Origin of the sequence: Gracilibacillus lacisalsi DSM 19029, from assembly GCF_000377765.1 — a bacterium.
Classification (GTDB): domain Bacteria; phylum Bacillota; class Bacilli; order Bacillales; family Amphibacillaceae; genus Gracilibacillus; species Gracilibacillus lacisalsi.
This window is the reverse complement of record NZ_KB898663.1, coordinates 369,664-390,621: the sequence shown is the minus strand read 5'-3', so window position 1 is coordinate 390,621 and position 20,958 is coordinate 369,664. Positions and strand designations below refer to the sequence as shown.

The window sequence follows — 20,958 nt, the reverse complement described above, 5'->3', positions numbered from 1 at the left end:
GGTATAACAATGGCAATTATTCAATTTCCGAAAGATATGCAATGGGGTACAGCTACAGCATCTTACCAAATCGAAGGTGCAGCGGATAAAGGAGGTCGAGGTGTTTCGATTTGGGATACGTTTTCCAAAACACCTGGCAACGTCGTAAATGGGGATAATGGAGATGTAGCTTGTGACAGCTATCACCGTTATGAAGAAGACGTAGAGTTAATGAAAGACCTTGGCATTGATGTTTATCGTTTTTCGGTAGCATGGCCGAGAATTTTTCCTAATGGTACAGGTGAAGTGAACCAAGAAGGATTAGACTATTATCACCGTTTAGTTGATAAATTATTAGAAAATGGGATTGAGCCAATGTGTACGCTCTATCACTGGGATTTGCCACAAGCATTACAGGATAAAGGTGGCTGGGGTAATCGTGAAACGATTGATGCATTTGTAGGTTATGCAGAACTAATGTTTCAAGAGTTTTCTGGAAAAATCAAAAAATGGCTAACATTAAATGAGCCATGGTGTATCTCCTTTTTATCCAACTTCATCGGGGTTCATGCACCAGGTAATCAAGATCTGCAATTAGCAACGCAAATTTCTCACCACTTACTGGTAGCTCACGGAAAAACCGTACAGAAATTCCGTGAGCTTGGAAATGATGGCGAAATTGGCTTTGCGCCGAATACGACATGGTTAGAGCCTTATAGTAATCGTCAAGAAGATATTGATGCATGTAATCGTGAAATCGGTTGGTATATCGAATGGTTTATGGATCCAGTATTTAAAGGAACATATCCAGACTTTATGGTCGATTGGTTTAAGAAAAAAGGTGTCGAATTAGACATAGAGGATGGCGATATGGAAACGATCAATCAACCAGTAGATTTCCTTGGTATTAACTATTACACTGGTCATATTGCCCGTTATAAGGAAAATGAAGGATTGCTCGATTGGGAAATGGTTGAAATGAATTATGATCGCACTGATATCGGCTGGCCAATCTTCCCAGAAGGGTTTTATAACGTTTTGATGCGTATTAAGAATAGCTATGGTGACATTCCCATTTATATTACGGAAAATGGTTCATGTTATAACGATGAACCTGAAAATGGTAGTGTAAAAGACTCTGGGCGTATTAATTATCTACAGCAACATTTAACAGCACTGAGTCGTGCAATCGCATCAGGTGTTAATGTGAAAGGTTATATTACCTGGTCACTTATGGATAACTTCGAATGGGCGGAAGGCTATACGATGCGTTTCGGTATTGTACACGTCAACTACCGCACATTAGAACGAACGAAAAAAGATAGCTTTTATTGGTATAAGCAAACCATCGCAAATAATTGGTTTGAGAATTAAAAGAGTAAGGACTTTCTTCAATGGAGGTCCTTTTTTATTACATCAGAGTAAGGCAATCCCACATCACTTTACAAGATATGATATTATTTATGTATAAAGTGAGACTATGAACATGTGTTAGCGTCTGTTCCCAGCACTTAGCTTCCTTGTGTTACTTGAAGCTTGAAGTGGGATTCTTTACAGACGTGACAAATTATCAGAGGAGGATCTAGCTTGGATATCAAGCACCTACAATATTTTTTAGAAGTAAGTAAAACTGAAAATTTTACCCAAGCAGCAGAAAACCTATATATTACCCAGCCAGCACTTAGTCGAATTGTAAAAACGTTAGAAAGTGACTTAGGTGTTGCTTTATTTCACCGTTCAAGAAAGAAAATTACACTTACAGATGCTGGGAAAGTACTGCATAAACATGCAACAAAAATTGCAGATCAAATAATAGAAATGGAGCAGGAAATCGATCAAATACGGACATTAAAAACTGATCATGTACGTATTGGCTTACCAACTGTCGTTAATTCCTTCTTTTTTTCTCAGTTAATTACTGATTTTCATCAACGTTATCCTGGTGTTACGTTTCATTTAGAAGAAAATGGATCAAAGGTGATTGAAGATAAGGTGTTAGATGGGGAACTGGATTGTGGTGTTGTAGTCCTGAATGATCATCTTTCGGCAGACTATTATACCTTTGTCGAAGATAATTTAAATCTAGTCGTCTCTAGTCAACACGCATTAGCAAATTTAAAACAAATCAAAGTACAAGATTTACAAGAAGAGTCATTTATAATGTTTAACCAAGATTTCGAGTCAAGATATATTATCATCCAAGCATGTAAGAAAGCTGGCTTTGAACCAAAGATTGTTTCCGAAACATCACAAATTGACTTTTTAGAGGAAATGGTAGCAACGAATTTAGGTGTTACGCTTTTACCAGATAGTACAAGTCAATCATTTACGAAGAATATCAATAGGATCCCCGTTGTTAACCCGGCCATTCCTTGGAACCTTGCGTTTATTTGGAAAAAAGATGCCTATCTATCACAAATTAATAAACATTTTATTACTTTTACGAAAGAGAAACTAGTACAGCAAAAAGAGAATGGAACCTGTCCTTAGGGGCAGGTTATTTTTGTGCTATCAGTTAGTATAAGACGGACAATTAAGACCAATCATTCTTTATGCCAAAATTCTAAAAATGATTATATTCCATTTCTAACCGTTTACATACATTTTTGTTATCTTGAGCATACTAGATCGGAATTGTACTTTAGTCGCTTTCGGGAATTATAATTTAGTAGTACGGGAGAAAAAAGAGAAAAGTAGCAGGGGTGACAATATGGAAACAAAGAAAATGAGAGAAACACGCGTTGTCCAGACTGACCAAGTTTTGATTAACGATTTAAATAATTATCATTCACTTTTTGGTGGTGTGTTAATGAAAAAAATGGACGGATGTGCGACACTTTCGGCAAGAAGACATTCACGAATTAAAGAGTGTGTTACTGCATCAACAGATTCTGTTCATTTTATTGCTCCTATTCGTCAGTCAGATTCTGTTTGTATCGAGTCTTTTGTGACATATACAGGTACAAGTTCAATGGAAATTTTCTGTAAGGTAATTGCCGAGGATTTAGATACAGGAGAAAGACGTTTTGCGGCAACAGCATTCTTTACATTTGTTGCTATCGGGCTTGACAAAAAACCAGTGCCAGTTCCAAAAGTAGAACCGGAAACAGATGAAGAGAAATATTTATATGAAACAAGTAGTGAACGAGTGAAAATTAGAGATATGAAGAGACAACAAAATAAAGAGTTAATTTCGAATATATCATTAGAAAAACCATGGGATTAAGGAGAGGGATTATGCTTATTTCAGCAAGTAAACAGCATTTACAAGATATTCAAGTTGCGATTGAACAGTTAAAAGCAGAAGATCCAGATCAATTTGAACAATTCAAAAATATTATAACACTGACACGTCAGTTACAATACAGTTTTCAATATTTAGGCTGTCTGATTATGGATGAAGACCCAAGTGGTTTTTTACCAAAAGTGCAGGATAGCTATGTATTGTCAATTTATGAAAGAGAAATAGAAAAATTAAAAGAGGAACATTCTCTGGATAAAGTAAAACAAATTTTAGCAACCTATAAAGAAGTTAGCTATGATCATATCTGTAAATTATTATTAGGTAAAGAAATTGAAATGTTAATTGGACCAATGGTTATAAGATAAAGAAAAACAGTCAAATCTTTCGGTTTGGCTGTTTTTTTATGATACGGATAAAAATGACTATACAGCGAATACTCGCAAGCAATGTGCCTTATTCCACAAATAAATTAATAGGTTTAATTGTTAAAATGTCAAATTAACAATAAAAATAGTAAAAATATTATCAAAAAGCCAAGAGCTTGTATGAAATAATGTAAGCGTATCCATAGTTATGGAAGGAGGTATTGTATCTTTCACAGCATGACAATACATAGTCAACGATGTAAGAGAGGAATGTGATGGGACTAAATACCTTTGAAAGGAATGGTGGAACATGACAGGTAGAAGGAGCACTTTTAAACAACTTATTAGACTGTTAGCTATAACACTGTTTTTACTAGGGTTTGGGACACTGATCGGAATCAATCAGTCGCAAGCAGAAGAAATAACAAAAACAATAACGATCGATGGTAATGATGTAGATGAACACAATCGTTTTAAAGGTTTTGGTACGGTATCAGGCAATAATACTTCACGCTTATTACTCGATTACAAAGAAGAACACCCGGAAAAATACTGGGAGATTATGAATCAACTATTTAATAAAGAGACAGGGGCAGGATTAACTCATGTAAAAGTAGAATTAGGTGGAGATATCAATTCTTCCTCTGGTACAGAACCAGCAACAATGCGTTACGAAGATGAACCTGCCAATGTATTAAGAGGTGCAGGCTTTCAATTTGCTGCAGACGCGAAATCCATTAATCCAGCAATCACAACCGAGATTTTACGATGGGGTGAACCTCGCTGGACTTGGAATGGTGTAGCTAATCAAGATTATGAAAATCGCTATCAGTGGTACAAACAAACGATCGATGCTGTTAATGAAGAGTATGGCTTCCAATTAGATTATATCGGCATATCGCAAAATGAGAGAGCACAAAATGGTAATGGAAGAATTGATGTAGAATGGCTTGAGTATTTTACTTCCAGAATAAAGGAAGAACCCAATTATGAAGAAGATTATCAAGATATAAAGCTAGTTGCTGCAGATGGATATCGGGATACCGAGACAATTAGTGGTACGTTATTAGATAACCCTGACTTGATTGATGAAATTGATGTGATCAGTTCTCATTATGGTCTGACAGGTTCTAATGAACTTTCAGAATTACAAGACCAATTAATTGCAGAAGGTAAAGAACCAAAAGAGCTTTGGGTTTCAGAAGGGATCGCACCTATGATTAATGCTAGATATCGTGAGAACATGGAACCACATTACAATGGCCTTGGTGGACGTGGCGGTATTATAGATGTGACATCACGGATCATCTCTGTCTATTCGTGGGAAGGAGCAGGCAATCTGCCGTTAAATGCAGTTTCATTTGATTTTCAACCGTCTGTTGCTGCTTTTTACCAAGGTGCACAATACAATCCAAAGCATTTAATTAGTGCATTTGATCCTTGGTCAGGTTTTTATGAAGTAGATGGTGGCCTTCAGGGTGTCAGACATGTCATGAATTTTGTTGGCTATGATGATCCTTCCACAAAGGAAAATGAAAGATGGCAATATATAAAGAATGCCACGTACAGTGATGGTAATTTCTTTGACGGAGGAGTAGATGTAGACACCAGTACCCATAATTATATGACATTGAAAGATCCAGAAACAGACGATTACACTACTGTATTTGCCAACAACACGAAAGACACACGTAAATATACGATTGAATTAGAAAACTTGGATGGAAAAGAGGATGCGGAAGTATTTGTTTGGGAGACTCGTGGGCCTGAAGAAGGACAAGATTATGATGAAAATTGGTTTCAACACATAGAAAACATTCAACCGGAAGATGGAACGTATGAGATTGAGGTAAAACCTTATTCGATCTTGACCATTTCTACGTTAGATAAAGAAACGGAAATCGATGATTTTGCTTATCAATCCGATCCGGTAGATTTATCAGAAGATACGATTATGCCTTTGCCTTACACAGATGATTTTGAGTATGATGAATATCCTGAAGATGAACAAGGGAGAGACTATATAGAACGACGTGGAGGTACACCAAGGTATACAACTGATCAAATCGGTGCTTTTGAGGTAGTGAAAGAAGCAACAAAACCGGTGGAAAGTGGTAGCTTTGAAAGAACAAAACGCGAAATCCCAGACGCAGAAGAACACGGTAGTATGCTGCAACAAAAAATCACACCAGATATTATCGGAGCAGATTGGGCTGTTTGGGGTGGAACAGACGGATCTGAAGCAAATGTTAATCCTAACACCAATATCGGAGATTTCCGCTGGGCAAATTATAAAGTATCATATGACTTTTTATTAGATACGCATACGCCAGAAGCAGAAGGCAGAGAGAATTATGCTTTAATTGGTGTTCGCCAAGTAAAATCTGACTGGTCTGACTCTCAGGCACCGTATAATGCCCGGATCTACAAGGATGGAAAGTATGAGATTTTGAAACTTGGTGATGTGGTTGAAGAAGGAACAGTAGAGTCATTTGATAATACTATATGGCACAACTTAGCATTTGAAGCGAAAGGAAATATCTTTACCCTTTATCTTGATGATGAAGAAATAGCCTCTTACACGGATGAGGATTCAACTGTCATGTCTGGTAGAGTGACATTAGGCTCAGGTTATTACGAAACACTTATCGATAATTTAAAAATTGAGCCAATTAAAGGTTATGCATATGAATCATTGAAACTGGATAATGCGCAAGGTAAAATTTACGACACAGAGGAAGAGGCATTAGAAAACGATGATCAGTGGAACCCAATTGGATATGTTGGTGACTGGGAATTTATTCAGGCTGGATATGGACACTATAATCGTACACAAATGAGCGCATCAAGTGACTATCCGGTTTGGAATGGCATTACTGTGGAGCATACCGATACTACCAATCAGCAAGGAACATTAAACAAGGTTTACTATTCAGGAGATTGGGGCTCTAATAGTGGTAACGCTTGGGGAAATGATGGTGATTCCTTTGACATTACCTTTAAAGGAAATGCTATCCGATTGTATGGTGAAGCAAATCCGTCGAATGGTACGGCAGATATTTATTTAGACGGTGAACTTGTCGGTGAAGCTAATTATTTGAATAATAGTTCGATCGTGAAAAAGGTTTGGGAAGCGACAGATCTGGAAGAAACTGAGCACACACTTAAAGTGGTTGCTAAAGAAGCTTATACAAGTTTTGTTCGAGCTGAAATAGAGACAGATGATCCGATTGACTTTGAAGCAGTAACAACATTAGCTCCCAATGACTTTACTGCAATAGCTGATGATTCAGAAATTGGAAATGAGGAAAATACAGTGTATGCATACCGTGAGAATGGCAACACCTGGGGGGCTAACAGCACTAATGCTTGGGCTGACTTTAACGATAATCCTTATATCTTCATCAACTTCACAGGTACGGGAATTGATTATCTTGCAGGTGCAGAAAATGAAACCACTTACCATGTGGAATTGGATGGTGAAAGTGTCGATAATTTTGACGTAGAGGATGATGGTATCAGATATTCAGTCAGAGGGTTAGAAGATAAAGCCCATACGTTAAAAGTTTCTTTAGGTGACAATGAAGCAAAAGAACAATATATGGATTATCGCGGTGTCAACATTTACAGTACACCTGAAGAAAGTGAAGATATGATACTCTTTGATTTTAAAGGAAATGGCTTTAATCTATTTGGGGCAACATCTGACGCATTAATAGATGTGTATATTGATGATCAATTAGTGGAGGAGGATTATCGAGTATATCCAAGAGGAGACAGACAAACCTCTTATCACATTCGAGGTCTGAAAAAGCAGAAGCATACAGCTAAAATAGTAGTGAAAGCTGGTAACTTTGTGCTGGATGGAATTGATATTATTACAGGTGCTAGTCCAGCAGAAAAAAATAAAGAGAAGGACAAAAGTAAAAAAGATAAGAACAAAAATAAAGATAAGGAGAAAGACAAAAGTAAAAAAGACAAGAACAAAGATAAAGATTTAGTAAAAGAAGCAGCAGAGGCGTTAAAAGTTTATAATATTGATGATGTCCGTGGTAATTTGACATTACCAATCGAAGGAAAGCACGAAACAACTATCTCTTGGGAGTCAGAAGATCCATCTGTTATCACGACAACAGGTGAAGTGACACGCCCTGAACATGGAGAAGGCGACGTAGAAGTAACATTAGCAGCGACTGTAGCACTCAATGGTAAGAAAGCAACCAAAGAATTTGTGGCAAATGTAAAAGAAATGCCCGAACCACTCGATTATCAAGGATATTTGTTTAGTTATTTTACCGGTGAAGGTTCCGAAAATGGAGAACAAATATATTTTGCCTTGAGTGAAGGAAATGACCCTCTTCACTGGCAGCAACTTAATGATGGAGATCCCGTCATCACATCTAAATTAGGCGAAAAAGGTTTAAGAGATCCGTTTATTATTCGTTCTCCAGAAGGCGATAAATTTTACATGATTGCGACTGATTTAAAAATCAATGGTAATTGGGATTGGAATAGAGCGCAAACAGAAGGCAGCAGGTCAATCATGGTTTGGGAGTCGACTGATCTGGTGAATTGGTCAGAACAACGATTAGTAGAGGTAGCGCCTGAGGAGGCAGGAAATACGTGGGCCCCAGAGATCTTTTATGATGATACGATCGGTAAGTATGTCGTATTCTGGGCATCGAAACTGTATGACAGTGAAGAAGATAGAAACTCAGGAGATAGTTATCAACGTATGATGTATACAACAACAAGAGACTTCCATACATTTAGTGAACCTGAGGTTTACTTGGATTATGGTTACTCGATTATTGACACAACAATGGTTGAGCATGATGATAAGATTTATCGATTCACAAAGGATGAACGAGTTAACAATGAAGATACGTCACCAAATGGTAAATTTATTTTCCAAGAGGTAGGAGATTCTGTACTTGACCCTGATTTTGAAATGATTACAGAAGGAATTGGTAAAGGAACGATTAGCCAAGGGGAAGGACCAGCAATATTTAAGTCCAACACAGAAGAAAAATGGTATTTATTTATTGACGAGTTTGGAGGCCAAGGCTATGTACCTTTTGAAACAACCGATTTAGATTCCGGAGAATGGACAGTAGCCGAAGATTATGATTTACCTAGTCATCCACGTCATGGTACCGTTTTACCAATTACAGAGGAAGAATATGATGCATTACTTGAAAATGTACCAAGTGAAATAAAAGAGTAGTTCTGGTTTATCGGTAGTGGGGGAACCTAGATCATCATGAAGTTGATCAAAGGCTTTACAGTTAATGGAACAATAGAATAGAATCTGAGTTTAGATATCAAGTTTAACAGAAAAGCTCCTAAGGATTATTCCTGGGAGCTTTTCTAAAAGAGTAAAAAAAGCTGTTCAAGCATTTCATAAAGGATGCTAGAGAAAAGGTAATTCTTTAGTTTTTAGTCATAAGGGTTGAGCTTTTTCTCAGTTTTCTTACGCGGAATCATGGCTTTCCCTATTAATGCTTATCATGTCAAAAGTTTAAGAGGAAAATGATTATGAAGTTCGTCTTACATACTAAATAAACAGGTATATAGGTTGATCATGAAAGTCAAATATCTATCGATAAAAGTAAAAATAGTGCTATTTTTACCAAAATGAAAGCGTTTATAATTTGAGTAAGGAAAGGAGGAGGCCATATGCAGTTTGATACATCAAGTGGTTTATTCAAAATTTGTGAATGGCTCTATCGTCTTGCATTACTCAATGTAATAGCAATCGGGTTTTGCTTGCTCGGAGGGATTGTACTAGGAGTTTTCCCGGCAATCACCGCTATGTTCGCATTAAATAATAAATGGATTCAAGCCGAAGAGTTTCCTGTTATCCAAGAATTCTGGAAAGCATTTAAGAAGTACTTTGTGAAAAGTAATTTACTAGGAGGGCTTATAGTAGTCACTGCAATAGCCTTATACATTGATTTTGCGCTAGTTCAGAACTTTAGTGGAATGCTATATTATGTCATTCTTAGTAGCAGTTCAACGGTATTAATATTAAGTGTTATTGTTTTGTTATATGTGTTTAGTTTCATGATTACATTTCCGGAATTAGGCTTGATCAAACAAATGAGAAGAGCTATACAGCTGAGTACACTATTTCCAATACAAACGATCTGGATGGGGCTGTCATTAGTTAGCTTTCTTTTTATCTGTTGGGTGATTCCTGGGTTTTCTTTCTTATATTTAGGAAGTGGTTTAACCTTTATTGCCATGTATTTTAGCAATTACGCTCTGAAAAGGTTGGACAAGTACAACATGTCACCATCCCAAAAGACAATTTTAGAAGAAAGAGGTGTTCTTCATGGCGAGTAACTCCGTCTCAACAACAGAGGAATTACATCAATCGAAAAAAACAAAAAAATCAAAAATCGAAAAAAGTGAAAATCTCGTTGGTTTATTATTTGTTTCACCAATGTTACTAGGAATATCTGTTATTGTGTTATTCCCAATTGTTGCCACATTTATCTTAGCTTTCGCAGATTGGAAGTTTGTCACTGGGATTGATCAATTACAATGGATTGGGTTTGATAACTTTGTAGCTTTAGCAAGTGATGAGAAATTTATCAAATCTGTGATCAATAATGCGATTTTCATTTTTACTGTCCCGATCACGATGATGTGTGCACTTTTCTTAGCTATAATTATTGATAAAAACGTCTATTTAAAAAGTTATTTTAAAGTAGCCTTTTTTATGCCGTACATTTCAAGTGTTGTTGCAATCGCTGTTGTATGGCAAGTGCTTTTTCATCCGTCTCAGGGACCGATTAATCAAGTATTAATGACACTGGGAATTGAAAATCCGCCAACATGGATTTCTGACCCCAATTTTGCCCTTATTTCGTTAATGATTATTCATATTTGGATCTCGATCGGCTTTAGCCTAATTGTCTATATTGCAGGATTACAGTCGATACCGAAAGAACTGTATGAAGCCGCTGATATTGATGGTGCCAATAGCTGGTACAAATTTAGAAATATAACATTCCCATTAATATCGCCAACATCATTCTTTTTGTTAATTACAGGTATTATTGCTTCTTTTAAAGTGTTTGATCTTATAGCTGTACTGACAGAGGGTGGACCACTAAATTCAACAACAATGCTTGTATGGCATTTATACGAAAGAGCGTTCCTTGATCTAGATGTTGGTTATGCTTCAGCGATAGCTGTTGTATTGTTCTTATTCGTATTTTCGATCACGATTATCCAATGGATCGGACAGAAAAAATGGGTGAATTACTAAGAGAAAGGATGTGTTTGGATGCAAAAACAAAGAAAATGGGATGCCAAGAAAATTATCAGTACAATTATCTTATTCTTTTGTAGTATAGCTTTCTTATTACCGTTTATCTGGATGTTATCAACATCATTAAAAATTGAAGCAGATGTTTTTAAATATCCGATAGAATGGATTCCGTCAAGATGGAACGCCGCAAGCAACTATCAGGAAGTCTGGTTTGGTGATCATCCCTTTTATTTATATTACTGGAATTCGATTAAAGTAGCTGTCTGTACCACTTTAATATCGGTAGTTGTATCATCTTTAGCTGCTTATGGTTTTTCGAAAGTAAGATTTCCTGCAGGTGCATGGTTATTTATTATTGTACTGGCAACATATATGGTGCCACCACAAGCAAGTTTGGTACCTCAGTTTATTTTGTATCGTTATTTAGGGTTGTTTGACACACATATTGGTTTAATATTACTAGGTAGCTTCAGTGTGTTAGGGACCTTTATGCTCCGGCAGTTTTTCATCGGTATTCATAATGACTTTATCGATGCAGCCAAAATTGATGGTGCAGGACATTGGCGAATATTTTGGCGAATTGCTTTACCAATTGTACGACCAGCAGTCGCAACATATGCGATACTCCGTTTTATCTGGACGTGGAATGATTATCAAAATCCGTTAATTTTCCTACGTACCGATGCATTGTATACGATTCAATTAGCGATGCAAAAATTTACAACTATTAATGGTAGTTTTTATACTTTAATTATGGCAGCAGCTGTATCAGCTATTTTACCACTATTAATTGTCTTTATCTTAGGTCAAAAACATGTTATTGATGGTATTGCCTTGGGTGGAGTAAAAGGGTAAAGTAAAAAAAGTGTTGTTAAAGGTAAAAAAAGTGATATGTTTGCTAAAGAGTAATTTGTTAGCATCATTAGTGTAAGGGTTTTCAATAATATTATAGGGGGTTTGAAAATGAAAAATAAGTTACTGCTCTTATTATTAAGTATGACATTATTCCTCGGCATCTTGGCAGCTTGTAGCAGTAGTGAGGATGAACCAGCTACAAGCTCTGATTCAGAAGAAGATAATACCGAACAACAAGAAAGTGACAATGAGGGTGAAGAAGCGAGCTCTGATGAACCAGTAAAAATTATGTTTCACACACATGGAAACGAAGCGTCTTATAACTGGTCGGAAACCATTCCAGCATTTGAAGAAGAACATCCAAATATTGAAGTAGAGCTCGTCATTTTAAGTGAAAAAGGGGACACAAATGAAGCATTACAGAAATTAGACCTTGCAGCATCATCTGGTGAACAATTAGATGTGTTGATGTTTAGTGATCCTGCTTCGTATGCGCAACGTGTTGACTTAGGTATGGTTGCTCCGATTGATGAATTTATTGAAGAAGAAGGATATGAGGTAACAGAGGAGTATAAAGTAAATACACAATTGGCAGATCAGTATTATGCTCTTCCAGGTAAATTTAATCCTTGGTATGTACTGGTCAACCAAGACCATTTAGATGAAGCAGGCTTAGAAATGCCTACAGATTGGACTTGGGATGAATTTGCTGACTATGCCAATCAATTAACAACAGATGAGCATTATGGAACGTTCTTTCATGGACCGCAAAATGGCGGCTGGATGGAATATTTAAAATTAGCTTTAGCGAGTAAACCAGAGGAAACAGAATTACTAAAAGCAGATGGAAGCTCTAACTTTGAGGATCCAATGTTTAAGAAGACATTAGAGCTTCGTTGGCAAATGGAGAAAGAAGATCAGTCTGCTACACCATATACAGACATTATGTCCCAACAATTACACTATCGCGATACCTTCTTTAATCAAGAAGCAAGTCTCGTTATGATCGGAAGCTGGATGAATACAGAACTTGGTGGTACAGATCAATTCCCGCTAGACTTTAATGTCGGGATAGCACCATATCCGAAAAATAATCCAGATGATGAAGGTGGTTATACACCGGTTACAACAGACTATATGGCAGTCGCTTCTAATTCTGAACATAAGGAAGCAGCTTACGAGTTTATTCGTTGGTATACAACGGAAGGTCAAATTGTTCAAGGTAAAAACATTCCTTCTTGGAATGGTGTAGGTGATGATGAATTAGAGAATATTGTCGATATTATTTTAGACGATACCAATAATCCGGAAAAAGTAGATAAAGAGGCACTAATTTCCGTATTACAAAACTCAAAAGCATCTAAACTAATTCCGCCAGCTCCATATCAGGCTGAAATCTATCAGATGGCTAATGATGAATATGAGAAACTCATTTATGAGGAACAAAATGTCGATGAAACGATTGATGCCATGCATGAGCAAGCTCAGGAAATCATCGAAAACAATCAATAACCTTGAAATGACTTAGTTGAAGCGTTTACAATTGATATAAGGGACGTTAATTCCGTTGTCCCCTAACATTCTTGTATTAGAGGAGGATGATGATGTGGACTAATTACCGGAGATTAACGTCTCCTTCTTTTCGTTCCAAAGTATTTCTCGCATCTTTTATATGTATTGGAATTCCCGTATTATTAACATTATCCATATACAGTTACTTAACAAGAGATGCAGTAGAAGAACAAGCAATGCAAAACGCAAAGAAAGAGCTTGATTTAACTGAAGAAAATGTTACTAGAGTGATAGATGATGTGATCAATGCCTCCAATTTTGTTCAAATAGACTCAGAATTGAATACGATCTTGAAGAATAAATCGAACCTAACCTTGAATGAAGTCGACAATCAGAGTTATACGGAATATTTAGAAGACCGTCAAGTCCGGAAAACCATTGAAAATATAACGCTGTTAGGTGAAAAATCCTATGTAACAATATTATTGAAAAATGGGCAGTATTATACGAATTATTCTACTGGGCAATTTAATCCTAATTCGTTCTATCAAGAGCAATGGTTTAAGGAATTGAGTTCATTAAATGGCTTTGAATCTTACTGGTCCGGTGTGGAACCAACGATGCTGACATATGAACGAATCCAAAGTCCCTATCAACTTTCTGTTGCCAGAACGTTACGTGACAGTAACAGCGGCATTTATGGATATGTTATTGTCACCTTACTGGAAACAAAAATTCGAAATATATTAAACAATCAAAACCCATCTGAAGAAATCATGCTTGTTGATGACCACAATCAGATATTATCCCATAAAGATCCTGAACTGATAGGTGAAAAAGCAACAATATTAGTGGATATCCCGTTAACGGATAGTTCACAAATAGCCGAATGGAACGGAAAAAAATATGTAATCACCCATAAATCATTAACATTTAATGACTGGAGATTGGTCTCTGTTCTTCCGTATAAAGCTGCTACTTCCAATATTAATTCGATTTTCTCAGAAGTATTTTTATTATTAGCTGTTTCCTTTGCCATATTTTTTGTTATTTTAGCCTATCTAATGAACAGAATTACCAAACCATTAAGACACTTGGATAAAGTGGTGAAGAAGGTACAAACAGGTGATTTGAGTGTCCGAGCAAACGTAAACAGTCATGACGAAATTGGTCAATTCTCTCATTCATTGAATCATATGCTCGATCGAGTCAATACGATGATTGATGAAGTAAATCAAACGCATAAAAGAAAACGAAAAGCAGAATTGGCTATGCTTCAGGCTCAGATTAATCCGCACTTTTTATTCAATGTGTTGAATTCGATTCGCATGAAAGTTTTTAGATTTGGTGATAAGGAAAGCGCCGGCATGATTCAGTCTCTTTCGAAGTTGTTACGCTGGACCATTGATAATAAAGAAGATCAAATCACGTTATTCGATGAAATAAGTTTAATGAAAGATTACGTTAATTTAATGAATATGAGACAGAAAAATAAAGTAGTATTAGAGATAGATGTAACAGATGAAGCATATCAGCAACTAGTGCCTAGATTTTTATTACAGCCTTTGATTGAGAATTCGATTATTCATGGTCTGAACCAAGGTTCCGGTCAAATTATTATCAAAGCGGACATCCATAATGAGGTGCTTCAACTTAGCATACGTGATAATGGAGAAGGGATTAGTCCACAACAATTAGCTAAATTAAATGAGGAATTACGTTCATCGACAACAACCAAACGTTCGAATAAAGGATTTTCGAGTATTGGTATGGCAAATGTATACGAACGCTTACAGCTTTCATATCGCGTGAGTCCTGAGATGAACATAGAAAGTAATTTGAAGTTAGGTACAATGATAACGATAAAAATTCCTTTAGGTGGTGAAGGTCATGTACAAAGTCATGTTAGTTGATGATGATTATCCAACGATTGAGTTTTTATCTGAAACGATTAATTGGAAGAAGTTAGGCTTACAATTATACAGTACACATGAGAATGGGTTACATGCCTTTCAATATGCAAAAAAAGAGATGCCTGATATTTTAATTACGGATATAGGCATGCCAAAGATGGATGGCATCGAGCTTACAAAAGAAATAAAAAAATGGAACCCGAATATCCAAGTAGCCATAATCTCTTGTCATAACGAATTTTCATATGCCCAGCAAGCGATTAAATTAGATGTCCAGGATTATATATTAAAGGAATCACTTAATCCAGAAGATGTGGAAGAGATTTTAATAGCTTGTAAAAGGCGATTAGATAATAATACTTCCGAAGTTGTAGAAGTGAAACAATTAAGACATAAAGTGAAAATGAATTATGATATCGAAAATCAAAAGCTATTGCGACAGCTCATGCAAGGCTCTTCCAATAAATTATTGGAAATATTTGATCAAAGTGTGCAATATATTCCTGTATATTTTTATGTAAATGCTTATTATCAAGTGAAGAAAAACTTTATTTCGGATGATACCTTGCAATTTGCAATTTATAACATTATGAGAGAAATTATCAATAAGAAAGAGTTGAATAAGATTTTATGCATTCATTATGAGCAAAACAAAGGCTTTCTCTTCTATCCAGATTATTTAACGATCAAATATGATATTTTCGGAGAATTACGTGATTTATTGAAAGAGTTACAACATTCACTGAACCATTTTTTGAATATACAGGTAAGCTTCTTGATAGGAAATAAAACGGATGTAAGTTTATTAAAGTCAGCCATTATTGCTTTAGTGAATAATGAGAAACAGATTTTTTTCACTCGTAACCATACCATAGTGAATGCAGAAGAAATAACTAGAACTTATCATGGACAAGAGATTTTCCAATATTATCAGGATGTGGCAAACGAACTGAAAAAGGCCATGTTCCAACGTGATCTTGTGTCGTTCAAAGAAAACTTGTCCAAATGGATAGAATTTTGTATTGCAAAGCAGTATGAGCCAAAGGTTGTTAAAGAATGGTTTCTCCGAATGATTTTAGACTTGAACATAAGATTGCGGACGATTCCGTATTTTCAATCTAATTACCATGTGGAGTCCATCCAAGAAGAGGTTTTTCTGTTAGATACGATATATGAATTACACGATTGGCTGAATAACTATGCTGAAAAATGCCTAAAAGAAACGACACAGCAATTAAAAAACAATTATCATCAAGATGTCGTCAATGCCTGTTATTATGTTGCAGATAATATTGAGAAAAAATTATCGTTAGACGAAGTGGCAGAATACTTATATTTAAATGCTAGTTATTTTAGCAGACTATTCAAAAAAGAAATGCAGATTACTTTTGTAGAATATGTCAAACAGAGAAAAGTCGAAAGGGCTAAAGAATTATTGGAATTAACTAATGATTCGGTTGGACAAATATGTGAACAACTGGGTTACGATAATCAAAGTTATTTTATCAAAATTTTCAAGAAGCAGGCAGGGTGTACACCATTAGAATATAGAGGACGTAAATGGAATGGGGCTAATGTGAAATGAATAGTAGCTTTATAGCACAATTAGAGAAGGATGCTGAGCATTTTCTGCATACACCAGCTGACAACATCAGCTTTAATACGTACCGGCAATTTATGCGAAACGGCGATCGGCAAATGTACGAAACACAGTATTTTCTGCGGCGAAAAAGATTAACGACATTTGGTTTACTTCACTACCTATACCCAGAAACGAAAACATATACAGATGCGTTAGAAAATGAGATATGGCAAGTATGTAATGAATTTACGTGGTGTTTGCCTGCACACTTAGACAGACAATTCGAAGAGCAAGATTATCAAACATATCGACAAACTGCTCAACTGCAATATTCTGTTGACCTTTTTGCGGCAGAGACAGCTTTTACACTAGCCGAACTTATTGATCTGTATGGTGAACAATTGGATGATTTTCTAGTAGAAAAGATAAAAATTGAGATCGATCGCCGAGTTTTCACTCCTTTTCTAGAACGATCTTTTCATTGGGAGAAAGCCACACATAATTGGGCATCTGTCTGCGGTGGATCAATTGGAGCGGCAGCGCTATATATACTAAATGGTGATCGTAGACAAAACCAAATAATCAATAGAGTGATCCAAACGATGGATTATTATTTAGCAGGCTTCGAGGATGATGGGGCGTGTGCGGAAGGCTACGGATACTGGCAATATGGTTTCGGTTATTTTGTCTATTTCGCTGATCTTTTAGAGCGTTTTCGGGACATTAATTTATTCGACCGTCCTAAAGTAAAAGCGATTGCTTCTTTTCAGCAAAAAATATTTTTGGATGACAATCACGTCGTCAATTTCTCAGATGCTGAACCAACTGCTGCTCCGATGCTCGGATTCAGCCATTATTTGCATAAAAAATTCGCCGAAGTACATGTACCAAACGAGAGTGTGGCGTTGACAAATGCTGTTGATCATTGTGGTAGGTGGGCACCTGCTATCCGCGAGTTAAGCTGGTATGACCCCAATTTCAAGGGAGGGGAATGGCCACAGGGGAACTACTTGATGGAACAGGCTTCTATCTTTTTATCACGAATCGACCAATATGCATTTGCTGTCAAGGCTGGTCATAATGACGAACCACACAACCATAATGATATCGGGCATTTTATTCTTTATGGTAAAGGACATGTGTTTTTGCGAGATTTAGGAGCTGGTGAGTATCATAAAGATTATTTTAATGATAAACGCTATCAATTTATCTGCAATAGTGCCGCTGGTCATTCTGTTCCTGTTATTAATGGAGTCTATCAACAAGAAGGTGCGCAATTTTCTGGTGAAATCACCCAAATTAGAGAAAGCAGCGGTAAGGACGAGCTTACATTAGATTTAAGCGATGCATACAGCGAACAACTACAATTTATTCGCAAGTTTAATTGGGATAAATCAGATAGACCAAAGTTAATAGTTATCGACGAGTTTGCATTGGAGAGAGAACCATCTTCTTTGGTCGAATCTTTTATTGCAGCGGATCTTCCTTTTGAACAGCAAGAGGATAGAATTTATTTAAAAGGTGATCAGGCAACCTTGGAAATAACGTTTGATAAAGATAAAGTACAATCAAGTGTGGAAAGGAAAAGTTTTCGAAATCATCAGGGTAAAACAGAATATTATTTACATATATTATGTAAAGTTATTAGCCTAGATAAAGATATTACACTTCGATTTGAATTTAAGTATTAGGAGGAATATGATGTTGCAGCAGAATCCTTTACAGACGAAAAAAGATGTAGAGAAAGTATTACTAGATATGTGGGCACCGCTTGAGCCGTATTATGATCAAACTAACTCACGGATAAGAATGGGGCAGACAGCTGCAGCCTACTCGGAAAGTGTAGCGGGACTTGAATGTTTTTCAAGAGTTTTATGGGGAGCAGCTCCTTTTATTGCATCTAATGGCAGTACAGCATTATGGTCGAAACATTTGCAAGGTATTGTAAATGGTACAGATCGAGAGAGTGAAGGCTACTGGGGCGAAATCCATGACTATGATCAACGAATCGTTGAGATGGCAGCCTTTGGTTATGCCTTGTGTTTAGCTCCGGAACAAGTTTGGGAACCATTAAGCGAAGATCAACAAGAAAATCTGGTAAACTGGTTAACTCAAATCAATCAGAACGCTGCCCATGATTGTAATTGGTTATTTTTCGCAGTAATCGTGAATATCGGTTTGAAACAAGTTGGGGCTCCATACGATCAAGCAACCATTGAACAAAATTTAAACAGGATTGATGATTTTTACTTAGGTGACGGTTGGTATAAGGATGGCGAAGTAGCTCATGTCGATTATTACACACCTTTTGCACTTCATTATTATGGGCTGTTCTATGCTACCGTCATGGAAAAAGATGACCCTAAACGTGCGAAGGTCTATAAAGAAAGAGCTATTTTGTTTGCAAGGGATTTTCTCCACTGGTTTAGTGAGGATGGACGGGCAATTCCGTATGGACGTAGTCTAACCTATCGATTTGCCCAATGTTCGTTCTGGAGTGCTTATGTCTATGCAGGTTTAGATGATATTCCTTTAGGTACTGTCAAAGGCATCATTCTCAGACATTTTCGCTACTGGTGTAAACAAGATATTTTTCAGCCTGATGGTACACTATCAATTGGCTATCATTATCCAAATCTTATAATGGCAGAAAACTATAATGCGCCAGGTTCACCGTATTGGGCATTTAAATCGTTTCTTCTATTAGCTTTGCCTGAAGATCATCCTTTTTGGCAAGTGGATGAGCAACCATTGCCTTTGCTGCCAAAATCAAAACGACTTGCAAAAGCTTCCATAGTAATTAAACGACATGACGAACATGTTGTAGCTTTCACTTCTGGTTATCAGCATACAAATGCACATACTCATACGTCCAGCAAATATGAAAAGTTTGCTTATTCGAATTATTTTGGTTTTAGTGTACCACGTGGAGAGTGGGGATTGGATCAAGCTGCTTTTGATAATATGTTAGCACTCAGTGAACAAGATCAATTGTTTCGCGTTAAGAGACAAGTCATCGAGAAAAAGGTAGAGAATGATTATATCTATATGGTGTGGGCGCCGTGGCAAGATGTTGTGATTCGTACATGGATCATTCCTGGATTACCGTGGCACATACGTATTCATGAAATTACCTCCAAACGACCACTGGACATAGCTGATGGAGGGTTTGCGCTTGGATTATCAGAATCCGGTATTACTATAGATGAGAAGTCAGTGAAAACAGAGTATGGAAAAGTGTCAGCTCTAGCGCTTAGTGGAGATGCTGAAAATAAGCATATTTATCCGAATGCCAATACGAATTTAATGCAAAAACGAACGGTAATTCCAACACTAACAAAATCATTAAACAAGGGAACTCATCTATTTGTACATGCCTTTTACGGATCACCGACACAAGCGAAAGCAGAGTTGCCAAGATTAGAAAATGGGATTATTTATTTAGAAGACAAAGAGTGGAAATTGGCTGATTTAATGAAGAAGCGGGATAACCCCCGCTTCTATTGATATAGTTGCAAGTAAAAGGTCCGGAGTTGCCAGTAAATTTTCTTGAAATCATAGTCACGCATGAATGTGAAGTTATGGTAAGTGTAAAAAGCTGAGAAAGTAAACTGTCAAAACCAACAATCATTAATCCCCAAAAGAGTCGTAATGCACCATATCTTCTTTTGGTATATGCTTTTTCGGTGGCTTTGTCTCTGCTGGATAACCAAGACCGATGATGGCCACTACTCGCCGATCTTCAGGAATAGCTAAGACTTTTCTAGCATGATTTTCACGTTTCTCTGATTCCTCGACATCCTCTGCATGATAGATGGCACCGAAAGCACCAACTAATCCTTGTTCCACCGCCGCTAACCAGCAATATCCAGCTGCAATGGAACTGTCCTGTAACCAATACTTACTAATATCTGGTCGACCGGTGATAGCAACTGCTGCTTTAGCGTCGGCAATCCATGGCATAAACGGTGTGGTGTCTTTTAAAGCAACTAATTTTTCTGGATCAGTTATAACGATAATATCTTTGGATGGTAAATTATTTCCAGTAGGAGCAAAATAGGTCGCATCTACTACAGCTTCCAATACTTCCTTATCAATCTCACGATCTAGGTATCTTGTAATTTCTCTTCTGTTTTTAATAGCTTCTAATACGTCCATACAATCCCTCCTATTCCATTTGCTAATTAATGTTTATTACATTCTATCAATAATTTCCTGTAATAACC

Annotated in this window: 14 protein-coding genes; 13 read left to right on the top strand and 1 reads right to left on the bottom strand. The window is 36.7% G+C overall.

Annotated features, from left to right (window positions below; all coding sequences use genetic code 11):
* Positions 1–9 precede the first annotated feature (9 nt).
* The 13 genes from D569_RS0104335 to D569_RS0104275 all read left to right on the top strand — a co-directional run bounded on the left by D569_RS0104335 (position 10) and on the right by D569_RS0104275 (position 20,239).
* Positions 10–1,353 (top strand): GH1 family beta-glucosidase, encoded by a 1,344-nt coding sequence (locus D569_RS0104335; protein WP_018931177.1) that lies wholly within the window; start codon positions 10–12, stop codon positions 1,351–1,353.
* A 213-nt stretch (positions 1,354–1,566) separates the two neighbouring features.
* The gene (locus D569_RS0104330; protein WP_018931176.1) at positions 1,567–2,469 is read left to right on the top strand and encodes a LysR family transcriptional regulator; all 903 of its coding nucleotides are present in this window, start codon (positions 1,567–1,569) and stop codon (positions 2,467–2,469) included.
* Between the two features lie 220 nt (positions 2,470–2,689).
* On the top strand, positions 2,690–3,205 hold the full coding sequence (locus D569_RS0104325; protein ID WP_018931175.1) for an acyl-CoA thioesterase: 516 nt from the start codon (positions 2,690–2,692) through the stop codon (positions 3,203–3,205).
* An 11-nt stretch (positions 3,206–3,216) separates the two neighbouring features.
* Positions 3,217–3,588, top strand: a complete 372-nt coding sequence (locus D569_RS0104320; protein ID WP_018931174.1) for a hypothetical protein — start codon at positions 3,217–3,219, stop codon at positions 3,586–3,588.
* 310 nt (positions 3,589–3,898) lie between these two features.
* On the top strand, positions 3,899–8,815 hold the full coding sequence (locus D569_RS22495; RefSeq protein WP_018931173.1) for an immunoglobulin-like domain-containing protein: 4,917 nt from the start codon (positions 3,899–3,901) through the stop codon (positions 8,813–8,815).
* Between the two features lie 452 nt (positions 8,816–9,267).
* Entirely contained in the window at positions 9,268–9,936 is a 669-nt protein-coding gene (locus D569_RS0104310; RefSeq protein WP_018931172.1) for a YesL family protein, read from the top strand.
* Positions 9,926–10,867 (top strand): carbohydrate ABC transporter permease, encoded by a 942-nt coding sequence (locus D569_RS0104305; protein ID WP_018931171.1) that lies wholly within the window; start codon positions 9,926–9,928, stop codon positions 10,865–10,867. Before D569_RS0104310 ends, D569_RS0104305 begins: the two co-directional genes overlap by 11 nt.
* A gap of 18 nt (positions 10,868–10,885) precedes the next feature.
* Entirely contained in the window at positions 10,886–11,725 is an 840-nt protein-coding gene (locus D569_RS0104300; RefSeq protein ID WP_018931170.1) for a carbohydrate ABC transporter permease, read from the top strand.
* A gap of 108 nt (positions 11,726–11,833) precedes the next feature.
* A complete protein-coding gene (locus D569_RS0104295) occupies positions 11,834–13,237 on the top strand; it encodes an ABC transporter substrate-binding protein (protein WP_018931169.1) in 1,404 nt (467 codons plus the stop codon).
* 86 nt (positions 13,238–13,323) lie between these two features.
* Entirely contained in the window at positions 13,324–15,150 is a 1,827-nt protein-coding gene (locus tag D569_RS0104290; protein ID WP_245548482.1) for a sensor histidine kinase, read from the top strand.
* Positions 15,128–16,735 (top strand): response regulator transcription factor, encoded by a 1,608-nt coding sequence (locus tag D569_RS0104285; RefSeq protein WP_018931167.1) that lies wholly within the window; start codon positions 15,128–15,130, stop codon positions 16,733–16,735. Before D569_RS0104290 ends, D569_RS0104285 begins: the two co-directional genes overlap by 23 nt.
* The gene (locus D569_RS0104280) at positions 16,732–18,423 is read left to right on the top strand and encodes a heparinase II/III domain-containing protein (protein ID WP_018931166.1); all 1,692 of its coding nucleotides are present in this window, start codon (positions 16,732–16,734) and stop codon (positions 18,421–18,423) included. Before D569_RS0104285 ends, D569_RS0104280 begins: the two co-directional genes overlap by 4 nt.
* Positions 18,424–18,433: 10 nt before the next feature.
* The gene (locus D569_RS0104275) at positions 18,434–20,239 is read left to right on the top strand and encodes a DUF2264 domain-containing protein (protein ID WP_018931165.1); all 1,806 of its coding nucleotides are present in this window, start codon (positions 18,434–18,436) and stop codon (positions 20,237–20,239) included.
* Between the two features lie 123 nt (positions 20,240–20,362).
* On the opposite strand, the gene D569_RS0104270 is transcribed toward D569_RS0104275, so the two are convergent.
* On the bottom strand, positions 20,363–20,890 hold the full coding sequence (locus D569_RS0104270) for a nitroreductase family protein (protein ID WP_018931164.1): 528 nt from the start codon (positions 20,888–20,890) through the stop codon (positions 20,363–20,365).
* Positions 20,891–20,958 lie beyond the last annotated feature (68 nt).